At 46.8% G+C, this 19693-nt stretch carries 18 protein-coding genes; 3 read left to right on the top strand and 15 right to left on the bottom strand.

The window, feature by feature from the left end; all coding sequences use genetic code 11:
* Positions 1 to 72: 72 nt before the first annotated feature.
* From rfaD to V7051_RS20075, 12 genes are all read right to left on the bottom strand, one after another.
* Entirely contained in the window at positions 73 to 1017 is a 945-nt protein-coding gene (gene rfaD / locus V7051_RS20130; protein WP_333878107.1) for an ADP-glyceromanno-heptose 6-epimerase, read from the bottom strand.
* Positions 1014 to 2438: a bifunctional D-glycero-beta-D-manno-heptose-7-phosphate kinase/D-glycero-beta-D-manno-heptose 1-phosphate adenylyltransferase HldE gene (gene hldE / locus V7051_RS20125; RefSeq protein WP_333878106.1), complete on the bottom strand. Its 1425-nt coding sequence runs from the start codon at positions 2436 to 2438 to the stop codon at positions 1014 to 1016. Before hldE ends, rfaD begins: the two co-directional genes overlap by 4 nt.
* Positions 2438 to 2995 (bottom strand): D-sedoheptulose-7-phosphate isomerase, encoded by a 558-nt coding sequence (locus V7051_RS20120; RefSeq protein WP_333878104.1) that lies wholly within the window; start codon positions 2993 to 2995, stop codon positions 2438 to 2440. Before V7051_RS20120 ends, hldE begins: the two co-directional genes overlap by 1 nt.
* An 11-nt stretch (positions 2996 to 3006) precedes the next feature.
* Positions 3007 to 4818: a lipid A export permease/ATP-binding protein MsbA gene (msbA, locus tag V7051_RS20115; protein WP_333878101.1), complete on the bottom strand. Its 1812-nt coding sequence runs from the start codon at positions 4816 to 4818 to the stop codon at positions 3007 to 3009.
* Positions 4819 to 4834: 16 nt separating this feature from the next.
* On the bottom strand, positions 4835 to 5680 hold the full coding sequence (locus V7051_RS20110) for a glycosyltransferase family 2 protein (protein WP_333878100.1): 846 nt from the start codon (positions 5678 to 5680) through the stop codon (positions 4835 to 4837).
* Positions 5680 to 6429 carry a glycosyltransferase family 2 protein gene (locus V7051_RS20105; protein WP_333878099.1) on the bottom strand — a complete coding sequence of 250 codons (750 nt, stop codon included), beginning with the start codon at positions 6427 to 6429 and terminating at the stop codon, positions 5680 to 5682. The genes V7051_RS20110 and V7051_RS20105 overlap by 1 nt, the downstream gene beginning before the upstream one ends.
* A 25-nt stretch (positions 6430 to 6454) precedes the next feature.
* The gene (locus V7051_RS20100; RefSeq protein WP_333878098.1) at positions 6455 to 7180 is read right to left on the bottom strand and encodes a glycosyltransferase family 25 protein; all 726 of its coding nucleotides are present in this window, start codon (positions 7178 to 7180) and stop codon (positions 6455 to 6457) included.
* Between the two features lie 121 nt (positions 7181 to 7301).
* Entirely contained in the window at positions 7302 to 8402 is a 1101-nt protein-coding gene (gene rfaQ / locus V7051_RS20095; protein ID WP_333878097.1) for a putative lipopolysaccharide heptosyltransferase III, read from the bottom strand.
* 133 nt (positions 8403 to 8535) lie between these two features.
* Positions 8536 to 9321, bottom strand: a complete 786-nt coding sequence (locus tag V7051_RS20090; RefSeq protein WP_333878095.1) for a hypothetical protein — start codon at positions 9319 to 9321, stop codon at positions 8536 to 8538.
* Positions 9322 to 9565: 244 nt separating this feature from the next.
* On the bottom strand, positions 9566 to 10003 hold the full coding sequence (locus tag V7051_RS20085; protein WP_442919684.1) for a YqaA family protein: 438 nt from the start codon (positions 10001 to 10003) through the stop codon (positions 9566 to 9568).
* 49 nt (positions 10004 to 10052) lie between these two features.
* Positions 10053 to 10961: a copper oxidase gene (locus V7051_RS20080; protein ID WP_333878093.1), complete on the bottom strand. Its 909-nt coding sequence runs from the start codon at positions 10959 to 10961 to the stop codon at positions 10053 to 10055.
* Between the two features lie 153 nt (positions 10962 to 11114).
* The gene (locus V7051_RS20075) at positions 11115 to 11729 is read right to left on the bottom strand and encodes a hypothetical protein (protein WP_333878091.1); all 615 of its coding nucleotides are present in this window, start codon (positions 11727 to 11729) and stop codon (positions 11115 to 11117) included.
* A 276-nt stretch (positions 11730 to 12005) separates the two neighbouring features.
* Between V7051_RS20075 and pgi the strand changes: the two genes are divergently transcribed.
* Positions 12006 to 13661: a glucose-6-phosphate isomerase gene (pgi, locus tag V7051_RS20070; protein WP_333878089.1), complete on the top strand. Its 1656-nt coding sequence runs from the start codon at positions 12006 to 12008 to the stop codon at positions 13659 to 13661.
* A gap of 14 nt (positions 13662 to 13675) precedes the next feature.
* Entirely contained in the window at positions 13676 to 15130 is a 1455-nt protein-coding gene (gene mltF, locus V7051_RS20065) for a membrane-bound lytic murein transglycosylase MltF (RefSeq protein ID WP_333878087.1), read from the top strand.
* Positions 15131 to 15293: 163 nt separating this feature from the next.
* Here mltF and tadA read toward each other — a convergent pair whose 3' ends face one another.
* From tadA to guaB, 3 genes are all read right to left on the bottom strand, one after another.
* Positions 15294 to 15755 carry a tRNA adenosine(34) deaminase TadA gene (gene tadA / locus V7051_RS20060; RefSeq protein WP_333878085.1) on the bottom strand — a complete coding sequence of 154 codons (462 nt, stop codon included), beginning with the start codon at positions 15753 to 15755 and terminating at the stop codon, positions 15294 to 15296.
* Positions 15746 to 17332, bottom strand: coding sequence for a glutamine-hydrolyzing GMP synthase (gene guaA / locus V7051_RS20055; RefSeq protein WP_333878083.1), 1587 nt, complete (start codon positions 17330 to 17332; stop codon positions 15746 to 15748). Before guaA ends, tadA begins: the two co-directional genes overlap by 10 nt.
* Positions 17333 to 17426: 94 nt before the next feature.
* Positions 17427 to 18893, bottom strand: a complete 1467-nt coding sequence (gene guaB, locus V7051_RS20050) for an IMP dehydrogenase (RefSeq protein WP_333878081.1) — start codon at positions 18891 to 18893, stop codon at positions 17427 to 17429.
* Positions 18894 to 19247: 354 nt separating this feature from the next.
* On the opposite strand from guaB, the gene V7051_RS20045 reads away from it, so the two are divergent.
* Positions 19248 to 19607: a hypothetical protein gene (locus tag V7051_RS20045; protein WP_333878079.1), complete on the top strand. Its 360-nt coding sequence runs from the start codon at positions 19248 to 19250 to the stop codon at positions 19605 to 19607.
* Positions 19608 to 19693 lie beyond the last annotated feature (86 nt).

The raw sequence follows: 19693 nt of genomic DNA, 5'->3' as shown, positions 1-19693 counted from the left end.
TTTGAAAGAACTGCGCATTATACAGCTCTCCGCTCTGCCGTCAAGAGGTGATTTTATCTCTGCCCCCTGTTGTTACGCATTCAACCAATCCAAATATCTTTCAACACCTTGTTTAACAGTTAAAAAGTCCCTTGTATAGCCAGCCTCTCTAAGCCCACCAATATCCGCTTGCGTATAACTCTGATAAGCCCCCTTTAAATGCTCAGGAAACGGGATGTACTCAATAGTCCCATCTTTATGCCAGTCAATCACCGCTTGAGCAACATCATTAAAAGTTTCCGCCCGTCCTGTCCCTACGTTATAAATGCCGCGTTGCTCAGGATGATCTAAAAACCATAAATTCACATCGACAACATCATCAACATGAACAAAGTCCCGCTTTTGCTCACCATTAGCCATACCATCGCATCCCTCAAACAGCTTTGCTGTTTTTCGTTCGATAACCTGCCGGTTAAAATGAAACGCGGTGCTGCTCATAGAGCCTTTATGCTGCTCTCTTGGTCCGTAAACATTAAAATAGCGAAAACCGACAATCGGACTTCTAGTTCTAGCCAGCAAAGGACGAACATATTGATCGAATTGAAATTTTGAATACGCATACATGTTTATAGGATGCTCGCAACTACGATCAACCCGAAACCCATGCTTGCCATCCCCATAAACTGAAGCTGAAGACGCGTACATAAACGCGACATTTCTTGCAATACACCAATGCAGCAAACGCTTGGAATAATCGTAATTATTCATCATCACATACTGACCATCCCACTCCGTCGTCGCAGAACAGGCTCCCTGATGAAAAACGGCCCGCACTCCATCAAAAAAATGAGCGACCCCGATTTTCTCTAAAAACTCCGCTTTGTCCATATAATCTGCGATATCAAGATCGGCTATATTGTGCATTTTTCGCCCATTAGCCAGATGATCGACCAGCAATATATTGCGCTCACCTCGCTGGTTTAATGCCCGAATAAGATTACTGCCGATAAAACCCGCCCCGCCTGTAACAACAATCATTCCTGCCCCCTCGCTTTTTTAATCATTGCAGTTGTAGATTGCCCGTCAACAAACTGCAAAATTTTTACCTCACCGCCCGCCTTAATGACGCAATCGCCGCCGGCGACTTGATCCGGACAGTAATCACCACCTTTCACGATAACATCCGGAAGCAATCTGCAATACAGCCTTTCAGGCGTTTCCTCTTCGAATGAAACGACCCAGTCCACACAGGCTAATGCCGCCAAAACTGTCATGCGTTCCTGCAAACCATTAATAGGCCGGGTTTCTCCTTTAAGCTGCCTGACCGATGCATCGGAATTTACCGCTACGACCAAGCGATCACCCAACGCCTTTGCTTGCTGCAAATAAATCACATGCCCGGCGTGCAATAAATCGAAACAACCATTGGTCATGATAATGCGTTCATCATGGGCTTTGGCGCCGACCAATATTCGCGCCAGTTCATCTTCAGAGACGATACCGTATTGAGAATCCCGGTCGCCGTGCATGGCTCGCGTTAGCTCCTGCATTGATACGGTTGATGTGCCCAGCTTTCCGACCACAATACCTCCCGCCAGATTAGCCAGATACATCGCATCATGAAACGCCATATCCACCGACACACCCAGCGCCATCACCGCAATGACCGTATCTCCGGCACCGGTCACATCAAAGACATCCTTGGCCTGAGCCGGTAATGAATGAACTTGGGCATCTTGTATCAACGTCATGCCCGCCTCGCCGCGAGTCAGTAGCAGTGTCGGAATCTGACAGCGCTTTAACAATTCTCGCCCTCTTTTAATCAGGTTGCTTTCACCTTCAGCAATACCGACCACCGCCTGTAGTTCAGACAGATTTGGCGTTATCAGATCTGCTTGCGCATAACGCTGATAATCCACGCCTTTCGGATCCACCAAAACCTTAACACCGGTTTGCTTGGCTTCAAGAATATGCGTTGAAACATCCGTCAATGTTCCTTTGCCATAATCCGAGAAAACAACGGTATTATTTTCAGGAAGATGCTCAACCAACCTTGCCAACAAAGCATCCGAATCAAACTTCAAGGACGTTTCTTCAAAATCGATACGGATAAGCTGCTGATGCTGCGCCATCACCCGTAGCTTGCATATACTGCGAATGTCCTTCTCGACGACGAAATCGCAGACCACACCTTCCGCTTCCAGCAATCGCCTTATTACATCACCTTCTGCATCATCACCGACAACGCCCAGCAAGGTTACCTTGCCTCCTAGCTTGGCAATATTGAGGGCAACATTACCCGCGCCACCGACGCGATCTTCAATAGTTTTAACTCTCACTACCGGCACAGGCGCTTCCGGTGAAATACGCGCTGCCTGCCCAGACCAGTAGCGATCCAGCATCACGTCGCCAATGACTATAATACGAGCCTTTGCAAACTCAGGTGCAGCTGCCAACATTAATTAGCCTCCTCAATCGCGCCACACCACCAGTGTCCTATCAATATATGAGCCTCTTGAATTCTTGCCGTCACATTCGAAGGCACAACCACCGAATGTGTAACTTGCCTGCTCAATTCACCGCCCTCACACCCGGTTAACCCGATAACAGCCATGCCTTTCAACCTTGCAGCTTCCACCGCTTTTAATATATTTTTGCTACACCCCGAAGTAGAAATAGCAATCAAACAATCTTTTTCATTGGCAATCGCCTCAACCTGCCGGGAATAAACTGTTTCAAAGCCAAAATCATTGGAATGCGCCGTTAAAATCGAACTGTCTGTGGTTAATGCAATGGCCGCCAGCGCCTTGCGATTTCTTTGGTATTGCACCACCAGCTCCGCGGCAATATGCTGGCAATCGGCCGCACTGCCGCCATTGCCGCACAATAATATCTTTCCGCCCTGTTTTAATGTTTCAATCAGCAACTTTCCGGCCGCTTCAATAGCATCGGAACACTCCGCCAACCGGGCTATCATTGCTTGATGCGCCTCAAGCTCGGCAATAAATGTCTTCAAAATAATGCCCCTTAAACAATGTCTGCGTTTGATAGTTCATCTGAGTTTCCATGCTGCCGCAAAGGAATCGGACTTTCAACTTCTTCAGGATGTTCTTTAAATTGCATCGAATGTAATCGCGCATAAGCTCCATTTTTTGCAATCAGCTCCCGATGAGAGCCTCTTTCTACAATGCGCCCATGATCCATAACCAAAATAATATCCGCGTTTTCAATAGTCGACAGCCGATGAGCAATAACCAAGGTCGTCCGATTGCTCATCACTTTTTGCAGCGCCGCCTGAATATAACGCTCCGATTCGGTATCGAGCGCCGATGTTGCTTCATCCAATATCAAGATCGGAGCATCTTTCAGTAATGCCCTGGCCAAAGCCAACCTTTGCCGTTGCCCTCCGGACAGCTTGACGCCATTCTCGCCTATTTCGGTATCCAAGCCCTGATCCAGCTTGGCGATAAATTCCATCGCATAAGCATCTGTCGCAGCCTTAGTTATTTCACTTTTGCTCGCTGTCGCAAGCGCTCCATAAGCTATATTGTTGGCTATCGTATCGTTGAATAATGTGACCTGCTGGTTGACCAGTGCCAGCTGCTTTCTCAAATTTGCCAGCTGATAAGTATTGATTTCCACACCGTCGAGCAATATTTCTCCGGTATCATGCGGATAAAATCGCGACACCAGATTGGCCAACGTGCTTTTACCGCCGCCGGAAGCCCCGACCAACGCAATAGTTTGTCCCGGCTCGGCCTTGAAATTAATGTCGATAAGCGCCGGCTCGTTTGCACCGACATATTGAAACGACAGATTCTTAAATTCCAGCGCTCCTTTACATCTTTCGGCTTGATACGTACCTTCATCCAGCTCGCCCGGCTCATCCAAAATTTCAAACAAGGATTCGGCGGCCGCGATGCCTTTTTGAATATCGCCATTTGCATCGCTCAATTGCCTGATCGGCTTTGGCAATAAAAATGCCGCCGTCAGATAACCGACAAATTCGCCGACGCTTGATTGCTTCATGAAAAACAACGCCATATACATCAGGAAAGACAAAGCTATCGCGATGATAAACTGCATGATCGGGTTATGTATCGCCATCGTCGTTGACAACTTTAACGATTGACTCCGGTTATATAAACTACTTTCCCAAAAGCGCCTACGTTCGTATTCTTCGCCGCCGTAACTGCGCACCACTCTATGCCCGCCGACCAATTCCGAGGTGATATGAGTCATGTCGCCAATCGATTCTTGTATTTTCTTGCTGATCCTTCGCAGGCGCTTGCTGACATAACCTACCAATATCGCAAGAACCGGCGCTATAGCGATAAAAACCAGCGATAACATCCAGTTCGAATAAAACAAATAGATCAACAAACCTATCGCGGTAAAGCCTTCGCGCACAATGGTACGCACCGCATCGGTAGTAGCCTGGGTAACTTGGCCCACATTATTGGTTATTCTTGAAATCATGTAACCGCTGTTATGCGCGTCAAAGTAGCTTGTCGGCAATCGCGTATATTGATCAAAAATTTCACAGCGCAAGGCATGTACAACATTGGTCGATACTTTGGCCAGAAAATAGTTACCTAAATAAGCGCCAATCCCATGTATTACAATTAAACCGCTAAACAATAGCGGCAAATAATTCATGCCCTCCCGCGTCTCGGTTTGCAATACATCGATGATATGCTTGATCAATGCCGCGAATAAAGTCTGGGTACCTGAATACATCAGGAAACCAACAATACTAATCGCAAAAAGACCTAAATGCGGCTTCACATAGGTCAATAATCGCTTATATATTTTGGAACTTTCTTTCGATTTTTTCATGTTTTTGAATGCTTCATTAAACTCGAAGCGGCGCATTGCATGCGTCGCTACAATACTGGGATACACCTTTTGTTGCGACAATAAAATCCTGCTGCTTCAAGCGATCCAACAATCGTTGATAATTAAGGTCTTGTTTGCTTTTATCATTATGAGGATGCCATAGATGCAGCACAGGCACCGCAAACCGTCCTTCCTTGCGTTTGACTCCGGCATGTATCAAGCGAATAACCAGATCGGAATCCTCAAAGCCCCAACCTTCAAAAAGCTCATCAAATCCATTGGTCCGCAAAAAATCGTTTTTCCAAAGTGCCAGATTACAGGTCATGGCTTTTTGCCATTTATCAGGTTGCGATTTTCTTAAAGATCCTAAGGGCAATCGAATAAAAGCTGAAACTCTGTTAATTTTTTTCTGTACCCAAAGAGAAAAGAAATAACTTGGCGGTTTTTGATGCAATGAAATATGTTTTTCAATGACTTCGCGAGTAAACGACTCACTCAACAATACTCGGTTTCCCGGTACGAAATATCCGAACTCGGCCAATTGTCGATGCCGCGCGATAAAATCAGGCCGCAATACGCAGTCGCCATCGATAAACAACAAATATTCACCCTGACTGCTGGCAACCGCCTTATTCCTGATCGTACCGGCCCTGAATCCTTGATCGTCATGATGCACATAGTGAACGGGTACTAGGCTTTTAGCGCAATAAGCTTGAACTCGTGCCTGATTCGGAGGTGTGGAACCGTCATCAGCGATAATAATTTCAAAAGCCTGGTCGTGCTGGGCAAACAAACTGTCCAGACAAAGTTCCAATGCGGCAGGCCAGTTATAAGTGGTTACAATAACGGATATTAAATTCATTATGGGTGGGGCTGCCGGTTTTGCAATTCCAGCAATTTGAGATATTTGTAATACGCGCCTTCCGCATTGGAAATCGACAGCATCAAGCCTTGCCGTCCATCCAGAATGGCGGCTTTAAGCACATAAGTGCGAACGAATGTCCAAAAACCTTTTAAGATCGCTTTGCTCAACGATGAGCGAACGCCTCGCTGATAAAGCAAAACCGCACCCAAGGTTGAATAGCTATTTACTTTATACAAGACCTCATCCAGGTTTACAAAAGCATCATGCAGCAACGGGGTGGTTAATTGCCCAACTTGTCCCTGGACAATAATACGCTCATGAACGACTGAGTCAGTAAATCGGCCGCAATCGCGGCGAAACAGCCTGAGCACATGATCGGGCCACCAGCCGCCATGGCGCATTTGCCTGCCGCAATAACTGGAAAGACGGGGAATTTCATAGCCTTTATAGTGTTCCTGCCGGAGCGCATTTTCGATTTCCAGCCTTAATTCCGGACTTACCACTTCGTCGGCATCTATTGATAAAATCCAGTCGCCACCGGCCTTATTGACCGCGCGCTGTTTCTGAATACCGAAGCCGGGCCAATCCGTTTGATAAACCTTGTCTGTATATTGACGGCAGATCGCTACCGTATCGTCCTCGCTGCCCGAGTCCAGAACGATAATCTCATCAACCCACGAAATCGACTCAAGACAACGGGCTATATGGCCCGCTTCGTTTTTTGTAATGATGACTGCGCTTAACATGGCGTATCAATAAAGTAATAGATTGTTAGCGCCATAATTGATAAATGTATTTTCGTTTAAGCTTCTCCCAATTGAACAACAGGCGCTGCAACCAAACCGGCGGAGCTTTTTCGACAGCGCTCATAAACAGTCCGGCCTTACTGCCTTGCTCCACCACAGGTTCTTCGAGCCATAACATGCTTATCCCCAGCTCCCGGTCGATTTTTTCAAACTGATTATCTATCGGCAATGAAACCTTATTGCTGATAATCCAGTCCAAGCGTTTTTGCGCCGTATCGCAATCAATAATATAGGAATCGGTAAAACGGCCGCGACTACCGACATACAAATGCTGGCCGGGCTTTCTATGACTTTTCGGCGTATAAAAATTGCCGCCGCAACCGATAAAAATAACTTTCGGCCGATCAAAGCAAGGACTTTCTTCCAACGCATAATGCAAGCCTTCGTTAAATCTTGGTGAAAAAATAGCGTCATCTTCCAGAATCAGCGCCTGTTGCTGTTTTTTCTCAATAATGCTTTCCAGCGTCATGATGTGTTTTAAAGCGCATGACATTTGATTAGCCGATAAATTATCACTTATAAAATATTTGTTAATAATTTCAGCTGTCAGCTCGTCGGCGTCACCATCAAGAATAAATTCAGCCGTCATGTCGTACTTTACAAGCTGCGCCTCCATAAAGGCACGACGCTCATGGAATGCTTTTACGTTGATGACGTAAATACCATCCAGTTGTTGAGTTGCTCTTTGCATTCCGGCTTGTTACCTTGAAAGACTTGGGACTGTATCGGGAAACTTTACCAAAAACCGCAAGTAAAGCGAAATCAATTGCGGATAAATGTTATTCGATCGGGCAAAATCGCTCTTTAAGCAATTATTTACCAAGAGCCAACCGGATAGCTTCTTCGACACGCTCAGGGCTTAGCGTATCGAGGCATTGGCTTCGGCTTTGCCGGTGTTTATCACAACCTTCCAAATGGCAGGGGACGCAGTCTCCTTTACCTTGGATCAAGCTGATATTATTAAGCTGTCGGCTGCCTATTTTATCAAACGGATTTATGTCTTTATTATACCCGGCAGGCCAAGGCGCCCATTTTACCGGATTGGTTGGGCCGTAAAGCGCAATCACAGGAATTCCGGTTGCAGCCGCCAAGTGAGTGATGCCGGTATCCGGTCCGATATATAATTTTGCCTGGGCGATGATGTATGCCAACTGCGCCAGTGAAACCTGCCCGGCTAAATTGATCGTATCCTCGGGAAGTTGACGCTGAATATTGGTGACATAGTCGATTTCTTCCTGGGCCGGACCGCCTGAAAGAACCAGTTTTAATCCCAGCTTTTTGAGATAAAGACCAACCTCTATCCAGCCTGCTACAGTCCATTGTTTATATGTCCATTGCGGATGCGGGTGCAGCACCGCATAGCCGGTATTATCAGCCAAGAAAGGAAATCGATTTACTAGCTCTGGAACCTTATCGATTTGCGGTGGAACCAAAGAAAAACACTTCGGAATATTGATCAAGTCCAATAACTTCAGGTGTTGTAAGACCGTATGAGTATTATCGTCGTCAAACTCTGTCCAGCGCTGAACAAAAAAACGCTTCCACCAGCCCGTGGTGTTTTTCGGAGGCACTACGGCAACCCGCATTGGCGCGGCAAGTAATGTATAAAAAAAAGGCCGGTCTCCGGACTGCGTAGCAACGGCAAGATCGTACTGCCTGAATAATTGCCCGAATAATTGCCGATAATCAAGGAACTTGGGACGATTAGGCGTGGTGATAATATGATTAATATCGGGATTGCCTTCAAGCATGGAAGCTGTATTGCGGAATACCAGCACATCAAGTTGAGCGTCAGGATAAGCCTGCCGCAACGAATGCAATAAAGGGGTCGTCAGCAGCACATCGCCCAGGTATCGCATTGCGATTACCAGAATTTTTGTTGGTTTTGATTGTAACGATTGATAGCTTTTCATTGGTTGAATCATGTTCCGGCGGCTACTATGCAGTTTTCAATGAGCTGCTTACGATAGGATCAACAGACCGCTGTAACCCGAGCAATTGTTGGTATGACAGATTATCCGTTATCAATACCCGATACACGCGGCTTTATTCATTATCCGCGCCTTGATATGCGTTTTTTCGCAACTTGCCGGACTTTATCCAGTCACGAACACTTTTCGCTCTTCTTAATATCGGCGCAGCACCGCCCATCGCTACCGCATCGACCAGGCAATACCAGGCGGCAACCCCGCTAGGCGGATTCCCTTGCGGCAGCCCCAGAACCGGGTCTATTGCTGCCCATTGCCAGGTTCCAACGGCAGTGCCGATCAACTCCAGCCATGTGGTAATAAAAAAGGCTGCCAGATAAACCATCGGCGAGCGGCCTTTAAAGAGATAACCCAAAAAAACGCAAAACAGTAATGCGCCGACTGAATCATCTTGCTCGGCATAGCCGCTGATTCCCCAAATCGACCAAGCACCGCATACCAATACCACCAATGCGGCGATCTTTCGGGCATAGCGCTGGAATAGCCCGGAGCGGCCCAATGCAACAGCGGTCAAATAAACCATGCCGTGACCGGGCGGCACATAGGCCGGCACGTTCTCAAACCGGTACGTGTATCCGCCCATGAACGGGGACGCAAAATGCTCTCCGATGGTCGCAAAAACGATGGCTATGCCAACCTGCACTCTTATTTCCCGGTTTTCTCCAAGCAACAAACAGGTCAAGAATATCCAAGCGCAAACCCCAAGCGCATTTTGTCTTTCCAGACTCGCATGGGCATCGCTGACCAAGCAGACCGCCACGCAAAAAAAAGTAAACGCCGCTATAAAATAGTCCCGTTTTCTATGGGCGTAAGCAACGTTAACTTGTGGAAAATGGCGCAGCACAACAATTACCTCGGATTCAATCAATAAAATATAAATAGATTAATCACCACGAAGACACGAAGTTTTTATCTTGGTTTCTCACAACTACTTTGTGTCCATTAAATACAATCGGGTGCGGAGCGTTTATGAAAAATTTTATTTAGTCATAACTATCAGTGCTGTCAGCGCTCTATTTTGCTTGCTGAGTAGTTATAGTTTTTTTCGTATCTTGTAGCGATATATTTAAGCTTATGCGAGAGGGCCTTCACGCAAACATCCAGGCTATCACCGCATATCGACCTAATTTACCGAGTAATATGATTAGACAAGCTTGAAGGAATGGGAGTCTTAACCATCCACCCGCAAAACACAAGACATCCCCAATTACCGGCAGCCAAGTAAAGAACAGAGTCCAGATCCCTTTTTTTCTTACTATATTCAGCGCTTTTTGTTTTTTTTCCGATAAAAGCGTGGCAACCGGAAATTTTTTAGCCGCCAGTACACCTAAACCCCATGTCGTCATCGCACCCAATGTGTTGGCTACTGTTGCAACGATGACTAAAAGCTCAACCTGGTAATGTCCCGAGTTAACCATATAAGCCAAAACAGCTTCAGAGCCCCCAGGCGCTATCGTTGACGATATAAATGCGCTGATAAACAGACCGCCTATTTCAAACCCTATATCTTGCACTTTTTCTCTCAAAAAAAACCCCTGCGCTCAAAGAGTGCAGGGGTTTTTGTATTACCTGAATTTAACTTCCAGGCAATGTTTTATTCTTATTAGAAATGACCAGTTTCACCAATTTGGATAACAGCTTTACAACCAGTTCAATTCCTGTTCTCAACATATCAAAAATAGTAGCCACCACTTCCGATGCGCTCATGCCCTTGAACTTTCTCGCCAAAAACGGGGCAAGCAGCAAGCCAATCGCCAGGCCAATCACGGTAACGCCTGAAATAACAGAATCTTCTTTTGGCGGCTGAACTACTGCCGGTGTGGGCTTTTTAACCGCAACAACCGGTACCGCTGCGGCCTCGGCTGCGGTCGAAACTGCTGCCATCACTGTCTGGAAGCTTCCTTTATAGTCATCAGGTACGACGTAAGCTGTCACGCCTGGAATACTGGGCAGGTCACCATCGCCTTTACCGACTTTCAACTGGGCTTTCATGCCTTTTTCCATATGCTGGGCAATATCGCAATGCACCAGATAGGTTTTGTCTCCGGGAGGCAGGATCAATGTTCCGGAAATCTTTGCAGGACCGGATACTTCCAAATGGAACATGCCTTTAGGATATAAATATTTAGGCAAGCCGTGCATCATCCATTGGTGGCGGACATTATCATCATTGATGAAATGAACAGTCAGTTTAGTGCACGGTTTAAAATTAAATTCCTGCGTATCAAACGCAAACATTCTGCCGGGAAATTTCTCAGCATATTTATGACCGGCATGTACGGTAATCTCCTTGGTCTCGGAAATACTGTCGCAGCCACCCGGCAAGGTACTGGCATTCTGGCCCATAACCATACCACCGCCCATGTCCATCAAATGGCCATCACCGTGATCCATGAGCATCCCATCATGATCTTCATACTCCACCGCCAATACTGACGCAGAAAAAAGAAAAACCAGTGCCCCAGCCGATAATAACTTCACCATTACTTATTTCCTCTATTGTTCAATAAAATCAAAGCCTCCGCTCCTACATCCTACTTACGTCCATGTAAGCAATGCCATTGCTGTTTTGAGTCGAACTCGACCCGCAACGACGCAATGGCATCAACACACAACCTATTAAAAAGTCGTGTCTACTTAGCTTTTAAGCTTCGCGATTATTCCATCCACTTTGCTTTTGAAACCAGCATGTGAAAGATAAACTACATATAGACCTGCAAATGCGAAAAATGCATACAATAACAGGTTATTTTTGCTTACCGCTTTACCGCCGCCGGCAGTAAAACCCATGTGTGCATCCAATCTCGCACCTTCTGTGCGCGAGTCCATTTTATCTGCATCAGGAACCAGAGTAATATGGATCAGGTATTTGCCTGCCTCCGGTACGCCATTTGGAAGTTTTAATTCAACTGTACCTTTTTTATGCTTTGCAGCTGGCAAGAAAAATACGCGAGTTCCTTCAGGTTCTTTTGTCACCTCAAACTCAACCGACATATCTCTGTATTTCATGTCCTGATAATCGAATACGAGCAAAGTCATCTCGTTAGCACGAGGAAGATTGGCGCAGAAATCTTCCGCGGGAAACGCGTTAGGTTGATAAGCGGTATAATGCAGCCAATGAGTAGGCTCCAATTCAAATTTACACTGGTCAGTATCGGTACCTGCAGCTCCGCCATGCGCCCATAACGATGCAGAAAATAACAACCCAAGAAGCCCCAGGAAACCTTTTCTTAAAATGTGTGTACTGTTCATAATGCCTTCCAGTTTTGATTAAATTATTATTATTTGAGAATAAATGTAGATGCTATTAATGTCTTTTGAACCGACCAAAAACAAGTATCTCGCTGTACTTTTAACTAATAGCAATAGGTCACTCTAGCACTCGATTTAGCCAAATACAAGGAATTGATAATAGACCAATCTACAAGCGCCATTATATAAGCAAAAGGTAATGCTCTGCTGTACTATTGCTATCCTTCCCTGCTTTTCGTAGACTTAAGCCAACTTTATTCAAACGGAGCTTTACGCATGTCATCTTTGACCACCTCTACAGCCTGGACAGCTTTAAAAACACACCACAACGAAACCAAAAACATCCTCCTCCGTGATAGCTTTAACGCCGACCACAGCCGACATGACAAATTCTCGCTCCGTTTTAATGACATCCTTTTTGATTACTCCAAAAACAGAATAACCGACCAAACATTGCCTTTGCTGATTGATCTTGCCAAACATGCGGGGCTGGATGAAAAAATCAAGGCCATGTTTTCCGGTGCGGAAATAAACAAGACCGAACACCGAGCCGTACTGCATACCGCATTACGCAATAGAAGCAATCAGCCTGTATATGTTGACGGCCAGGATGTAATGCCGCAAATCAATAGCGTTCTAGCCAAAATGCGAACGTTCAGCACTCGTGTTCGCTCAGGTGAATGGAGAGGTTATACCGGTAAAGCCATTACCGACATCGTTAATATCGGTATAGGCGGCTCCGATTTGGGACCGAAAATGGTTTCGACAGCGCTTACGCCTTACGCTTCGGAGACACTAAAAGTTCATTTTGTCTCCAATATCGACCAAGCCGACCTTGTTCAAAACTTAAAACACCTGTCCCCTGAAACAACACTATTTCTTATTGCGTCGAAAACATTTACTACGCAAGAGACCATGACCAATGCAAAATCCGCAAGAAGCTGGTTTCTTGATAGCGCGAAAAACCAGCAGGCTATTGCCAGACATTTTGTCGCCATTTCTACGAACACCAAGAATGTTGCCGAATTCGGCATAGATACCGACAATATGTTTGAATTCAGGCATTGGGTTGGCGGACGTTATTCATTATGGTCGGCCATAGGATTATCTATCGCTTTATATGTAGGCATGGACAATTTTGAAGAGCTTTTACAAGGCGCTTATGAAGTTGACGAACATTTTCGCGCCATGCCTTTTGATAAGAACATTCCTGTAATCATGGGCTTGCTTGGCATTTGGTATAATAATTTCTATAACGCGGAATCTCACGCCCTTTTACCATATGACCAGTCCATGCTTTATTTCGCTGATTATTTTCAGCAAGGCGACATGGAAAGCAATGGCAAAAGCATAGACCTTAACGGTCAAAAAGTAGACTACAGCACCGGCCAGATTATTTGGGGACAACCCGGCACCAATGGACAACACGCTTTTTTTCAGCTGATTCATCAGGGTACCAAACTCATACCCTGCGACTTTTTGGCTGCCGCCAACAGTCATTACAGACGTCCCGATCATCATGATATTTTGATTTCAAACTTCCTTGCCCAACCGGAAGCCTTAATGAAAGGCAAGACAGCCGATGAAGTTAAACAGGAGCTATCGCCTGAAGATCAGACCGATTCCGTACTGGTAGCCTCTAAAATATTCGACGGCAACAAACCGTCCAATTCGTTTTTATTCGATAAACTGACGCCCAAGACTTTAGGCTCATTGATTGCATTTTATGAACATAAAATTTATGTTCAGGGCGTCATCTGGAATATCAACTCATTTGACCAGATGGGCGTGGAATTAGGAAAAACCCTTGCCAAAATTATCCTGCCGGAACTTTTAAATGACAAAATCATCGACAGCCATGATTGTTCAACCAATGCATTGATTAATGCCTACAAACAATTGCGACTGCCAGGGACGGCAGAAGTGTCGTAATCGGTAGGGAACCGATGCGGCCGGCACTCTTGATTCGCCTGTCGACACTGATTATTGGTTTTATTTTTACCATCACACTGACGACTTGCGATAGTGGATTCCTATCGCTTAATAAGCTGGAGCGGATTAAGCGGACAGGAATCTTACACGTATTAACCAGAAACGATCCAACAACTTACTATGAAAGCCCTGAAGGTTTTACCGGACTGGAATATGATCTGGTTATACTTTTCGCCAACCAGCTAGGGGTCAAAGTAAAGTTTGAAACCCCAAACACCTTTGCCGACATCCTGAATCGCATTGCCAACGGCAAGGCCGACATCGCCGCCGCAGGCCTGACCATCACCGAACAGCGTAACGAAAAAATGCGCTTTGCTCCCGCCTACCATGAAATAACCGAACAACTCGTTTACCGGTCGGGCACTCGCCGTCCAAATAATGTCAGCAGCCTGACCCATGGCATTATCGAAGTCGCCAAAAGCACCAGCCATATCGATAGCCTGATTTATCTAAAGCGGGATACGCCCGACTTAGCATGGAATGTCAACGATGAGCTGGATACCGAAGGTCTACTGTATCTGGTTAACGAAGGACTTATCGATTACACCGTCGCCGACTCAAACCAAACTACGCTAATCCGCCGTTTTTATCCCAAACTTAACATCGCGTTCGACATTTCCGAGCCTCGCCGACTGGCCTGGGCCCTAAGTCCATCGAATGACAACAGCTTATATGATGAAGTTGTGCGTTTTTTTGAGCGCATAAAAAAGGATAAGACGCTTGATCAACTACTTGAAAAATATTACGGGCATACCAGCAGCTTGAGTTATATCGGCAACTGTAAATTCCGCCAGCAGCAAAAAAGCAGGCTTCCGCTCTACCAGAAATATTTCAATGCAGCGGCAACACAATACAACATCGACTGGCGCTTACTGGCCGCAATCGGCTATCAGGAATCCCGTTGGCTGCATAAAGCCGCCTCCCCGACCGGTGTCGAGGGCATTATGATGTTAACTAATGATACTGCCGCTGAACTCGGCATCAAAAACCGTACCGACCCTGCGCAAAGCATCGCTGGCGGCGCCCGCTATTTCCAGCAACGGCTTCAGGTAATCCCCGAACAGATTCCGGAACCGGACCGTACCTGGTTTGCATTAGCTTCCTATAATGTCGGCCTGGGCCACCTTGAAGACGCCAGAGCGTTAACCAAAAAGCAAGGCGGCAATCCCGATAAATGGATGGATGTCAAACAGCGCCTGCCTTTGCTGACTCAGGAGAAATGGCATCACCAGACCAAGCACGGCTATGCCCGAGGCCAGGAACCGGTTGAATTTGTGGAGAATATCCGCAGCTACTACGATTTATTGGTCTGGTTGACTGAAGAAAACCAGATCAAGAAAAATGCGATGGAAGTGGATAGCGAAAATCCTGAACATGAAGTGATAACTATTGATCCGGCCATGCTTTAAAAGTCTTTTATTCTTTTATTCTTTTATTCTTTTATTCACCACTAAGGCACAAAGGACCCGAAGTTTTTTAGCTTTTTCTTCGTGTTCTCGGCAATTGCTCCTGCATTGCTCTACCTCCTGCATCCATGCAGTCGTTCGTGTCTTCGTGGTGATAATTTTTTCCTCACCGCCTGGCCTTAAAAAAATCCCTCAACATTTCCGAGCATTCCGTTTCCAGCACGCCGCCATCCCAACTGATCCGATGATTCAAAAAGCTCGCATCGGTCAGGCTCAATGCATTGCACACTGCGCCCCGCTTAGGATCGTATGCGCCGAACACCAGCCGCTTAATTCGTGCATGGCTCATAGCTCCCATGCACATTACGCAAGGCTCCAAAGTAACGTACAAGGTTGCATCGGTCAATCGATAATTCTCCATGAATACGCCTGCACCACGCATTGCAACTACTTCAGCGTGGGCAGTCGGATCATGGCTGGTTATCGGGACATTCCAGCCTTCTGCAATGCATCGGTCATCCTTAACCACGATTGCGCCGACCGGAACTTCACCCTGCTGCTCGGCCCGTTGTGCCAGCCTGATCGCGTAACGCATCCATGCTTCGTCCGTTGTACCGCTTATTCCCATTCAATCGTTGCGGGAGGCTTGCCGCTGATATCGTAAGCAACCCGGGAAATGCCGGGCACTTCATTGATAATGCGGCGGGAAATCAAATCCAGAAACTCATAAGGCAAATGCGCCCAGCGAGCAGTCATAAAATCGATCGTTTCGACAGCGCGGATCGCAATCACATAATCGTAACGGCGACCATCGCCCATTACGCCGACCGACTTGACCGGCAAAAATACCGCAAAAGCTTGGCTGACTTTATTGTAAAGATCATGGCGATACAGTTCTTCAATGAAAATCGCATCGGCCTGGCGCAGTAAATCGGCATATTCCTTTTTTACTTCGCCCAGAATTCTGACGCCCAAACCGGGACCGGGGAACGGATGGCGGTAAACCATATCCGCAGGCAAACCCAACTCTACGCCCAATTTCCTGACTTCGTCCTTGAACAGTTCGCGCAACGGCTCAACCAGTTTTAACAGCATATTTTCCGGCAAACCGCCGACATTGTGATGCGATTTGATCAAATGCGCTTTGCCGCTTTTGGAACCGGCCGATTCGATCACATCCGGATAAATTGTACCTTGCGCCAGCCATTTTGCATCGGTTATTTTCGCGGCCTCCTCATCGAAGATTTCAATAAACAGACCGCCGATGATCTTGCGCTTTTGTTCCGGATCATTAATGCCGCTCAAGGCGTCCAGATATCGCTGTTCGGCATTTACCCGAATAACTTTAACGCCCATATGCTCGGCAAACGTCGCCATCACCTGATCGCCTTCGTGCAGACGCAGCAAACCGGTATCGACAAAAACGCAGGTCAGCTGGTCTTTAATCGCTTTATGCAGCAAGGCCGCAACAACCGACGAATCGACGCCGCCTGACAAACCCAATACCACATGATCGGTACCGACCGTTTTACGCACAACCTCGATGCTGTCTTCGATAATATTGCTCGAAGTCCACAACGCTTCGCAGCCGCAAATTTCCAGCACAAAGCGCGACAATATCCGGCCGCCTTGTTTGGTATGGGTCACTTCGGGGTGAAACTGCAAACCGTAAAAACCTTTTTCCTCATTGGCGATACCGGCAATCGGCGCGCCGTCCGAACTGGCAATCAGCGTAAAACCAGCGGGCAAATCAACCACGCGGTCGCCATGGCTCATCCAGACATCCAGCAGGCCAAAACCTTCCGGCGAGATATGATCCTCGATATCGGACAATAACTTGGAATGGCCGCGCGCCCTGATCTGGGCATAACCGAACTCCCGGTGATCGGAGCTTTCAACTTTGCCGCCCAGTTGCTCGGTCATGGTCTGCAAGCCGTAGCAGATGCCCAGCACAGGAATACCCAACTCGAAAACGCAAGCGGGAGCTCTGGGTGTATCGCCGCTGGTTACCGTTTCCGGGCCGCCGGATAAAATAATGCCGTTGGGAGCAAATTTTTCAATTTGTTCTTCGCTGCATTCGCAGGAATAAATTTCGCAATAAACACCGATTTCACGAATGCGGCGTGCAATCAATTGGGTGTATTGAGAGCCGAAATCCAGAATCAGGATTTTATGGGTGTGGATGTTTGGAGATTGTTGTTTCACGATAGAACTCTTGTGTGTAGATCGAATAACATGCAGTAGGGCGCGCCGTGCGCGCCTTCTTGGTCTTTAAGGCGCGCACGGCGCGCCCTACAAATCATTCCATCCGGTAATTCGGCGCTTCTTTGGTAATGGTCACATCATGCACATGGCTTTCCCGCATACCGGCACTGGACACCCGTACGAACTGCGCCTTTTCATGCATTATCGCAATGGTTTGGCTGCCTGTGTAACCCATGCTGGCACGTATGCCACCCAACAACTGATGAATAACAGCCAGTAAACTGCCTTTATACGGCACTCGGCCTTCGATACCTTCCGGCACCAGCTTTTCAGCCGAATCGGTTTCTTCCTGAAAATAACGGTCACTGGAACCTTGCTGTTGCGCCATTGCGCCCAAAGAGCCCATGCCACGATAAGATTTATAAGACCGGCCTTGGAACAATTCAATCTCTCCCGGTGCCTCTTCGGTACCGGCAAACAAACCGCCCAACATCACCGCATAGGCACCGGCAGCCAGCGCTTTAGCGACATCGCCGGAATAGCGGATACCGCCATCGGCGATCAACGGCACGCCAGTTCCTTTTAACGCATCGGCGACATTACTAACCGCGGTAATTTGCGGCACGCCGACACCGGCAATAATACGCGTCGTGCAGATAGAACCGGGACCGATACCGACCTTAACGCCGTCGGCGCCCGCTTCAACCAAGGCCAAAGCCGCCTCAGCCGTCGCAATATTGCCGCCGATGACCTGCACCTGCGGATAGTTCTGCTTAACCCAACGCACTCTATCCAGCACGCCTTGAGAATGTCCGTGCGCGGTATCGACGATAATCACGTCCACACCGGCAGCAACCAGGGCAGCGACACGCTCTTCCGTCCCCTGTCCGGTACCGATGGCGGCACCGACCCGCAACTGTTCATGTTCGTCTTTACAGGCCAACGGGTAATCTTTGGCTTTCTGTATATCTTTTACCGTAATCATACCGCGCAAATGAAAATCATCGTTGACCACCAGCACTTTTTCGATGCGATGCTCATGCAGCAACGCAATCGCTTCCTTACGGTCGGCATTTTCACTGACCGTAACCAAACGCTCTTTCGGCGTCATGACTTTTGAAACCGGCTCATCGAAGCGGGTCTCAAAGCGTAAATCGCGACTGGTCACAATGCCGACCAATTCATCGCCGTCGACCACCGGCACACCGGAAATATTTCTGGCGCGGGTTAACTTGATAACGTCCCGAATGCTCACATCCGGCGAAACTGTGATCGGATCTTTAATCACTCCGCTCTCGTATTTTTTAACGCTGCGCACTTCACGCGCCTGCTGCTCGGGCGTCATATTTTTATGAATAATGCCGATACCGCCTTCCTGGGCAATCGCAATCGCCAACCGGGCTTCGGTAACCGTATCCATCGCCGCCGCAACCAGCGGGATATTCAGCGTAATGCCGCGCGTCAGCTGTGTTTTCATTTCTACGTCGCGTGGCAGCACAGTCGAGTGCGCAGGCACTAATAAAACGTCATCAAACGTGAGCGCTTCCTGAAGAATTTGCATAGACCACACCTTATAACTCTGTGAAAAATAACCGGGTATTATACAGCGTAGGATGGGTAAAGCGCGAGCGAAACCCATAATTTATTGAATAGTTGGGGATTTTCTGGTTAGGTGGGTATGTGTGTTTGTGATGTCTAGCGTTTAGGTTTATTATCTGCGGCCGTTGTGAGTGGATTAATTAAATTTCCATGATTTTAACTGGTGTTAACTGAATTTATTTTAAGGTTCACTAAACTTACGCAACACTATGAAAGAACGATGATTTTTAAATTTATAAATTATGCAGGCAAATCTGTGGTGCAAAATTCTGAGTCCATTAGAATGTCTAATATTAATTAGTTTTATGAAGGCTAAATGAAACTGCACGATTTAACTCGCTTACCATCTTCTGGCTTCGAAGGAATGCTACGCCGCCTACTTCAAGTTGAAGAAAAAGATTTATCTCCCAAATCAATTTTCGATCATTTTCGTAACTACCTTATTTGTGCAAGCTTAATTAGCGGTGGAATACTTATTAGCAAAACGGGTTCTCCGTTAAGTTTAGTCCTAGCCGTTTTTCTCTTCCTCATTGCCTTTGGATTGCTTGCGCTTAATATCACTCATGGGCTTATTTTGGTCTCAGCCTTAGGTATTCGCCGTTGGCTAGGTATAGCACTTGGTTTAATAATGTTCTTTGTTATGGGCCATGTTGTTGTCATTGTTGGTTTAAAATAATTTTGAAAATATGTTTATGCTGTAGATAACTGTTAGCTGTAGCACAGGGTACAAAATTCCAAAGATTCAGAGTGGGCTCGTATTTT

Source organism: Methylobacter sp. (assembly GCF_036845245.1).
GTDB lineage: Bacteria > Pseudomonadota > Gammaproteobacteria > Methylococcales > Methylomonadaceae > Methylobacter_A.
This window is presented reverse-complemented; position numbering and strand designations above follow the sequence as displayed.

Bases quoted from the DNA above. Each gene is read 5' to 3' on its own strand.
- rfaD (WP_333878107.1), bottom strand. From the start codon at position 1,017: ATGATTGTTGTTACAGGCGGGGCGGGTTTTATCGGCAGTAATCTTATT.
- hldE (WP_333878106.1), bottom strand. From the start codon at position 2,438: ATGTTGGCAGCTGCACCTGAGTTTGCAAAGGCTCGTATTATAGTCATT.
- msbA (WP_333878101.1), bottom strand. From the start codon at position 4,818: ATGAAAAAATCGAAAGAAAGTTCCAAAATATATAAGCGATTATTGACC.
- V7051_RS20110 (WP_333878100.1), bottom strand. From the start codon at position 5,680: ATGAATTTAATATCCGTTATTGTAACCACTTATAACTGGCCTGCCGCA.
- V7051_RS20105 (WP_333878099.1), bottom strand. From the start codon at position 6,429: ATGTTAAGCGCAGTCATCATTACAAAAAACGAAGCGGGCCATATAGCC.
- V7051_RS20100 (WP_333878098.1), bottom strand. From the start codon at position 7,180: ATGCAAAGAGCAACTCAACAACTGGATGGTATTTACGTCATCAACGTA.
- rfaQ (WP_333878097.1), bottom strand. From the start codon at position 8,402: ATGAAAAGCTATCAATCGTTACAATCAAAACCAACAAAAATTCTGGTA.
- V7051_RS20080 (WP_333878093.1), bottom strand. From the start codon at position 10,961: ATGGTGAAGTTATTATCGGCTGGGGCACTGGTTTTTCTTTTTTCTGCG.
- V7051_RS20075 (WP_333878091.1), bottom strand. From the start codon at position 11,729: ATGAACAGTACACACATTTTAAGAAAAGGTTTCCTGGGGCTTCTTGGG.
- pgi (WP_333878089.1), top strand. From the start codon at position 12,006: ATGTCATCTTTGACCACCTCTACAGCCTGGACAGCTTTAAAAACACAC.
- mltF (WP_333878087.1), top strand. From the start codon at position 13,676: ATGCGGCCGGCACTCTTGATTCGCCTGTCGACACTGATTATTGGTTTT.
- tadA (WP_333878085.1), bottom strand. From the start codon at position 15,755: ATGGGAATAAGCGGTACAACGGACGAAGCATGGATGCGTTACGCGATC.
- guaB (WP_333878081.1), bottom strand. From the start codon at position 18,893: ATGCAAATTCTTCAGGAAGCGCTCACGTTTGATGACGTTTTATTAGTG.
- V7051_RS20045 (WP_333878079.1), top strand. From the start codon at position 19,248: ATGAAACTGCACGATTTAACTCGCTTACCATCTTCTGGCTTCGAAGGA.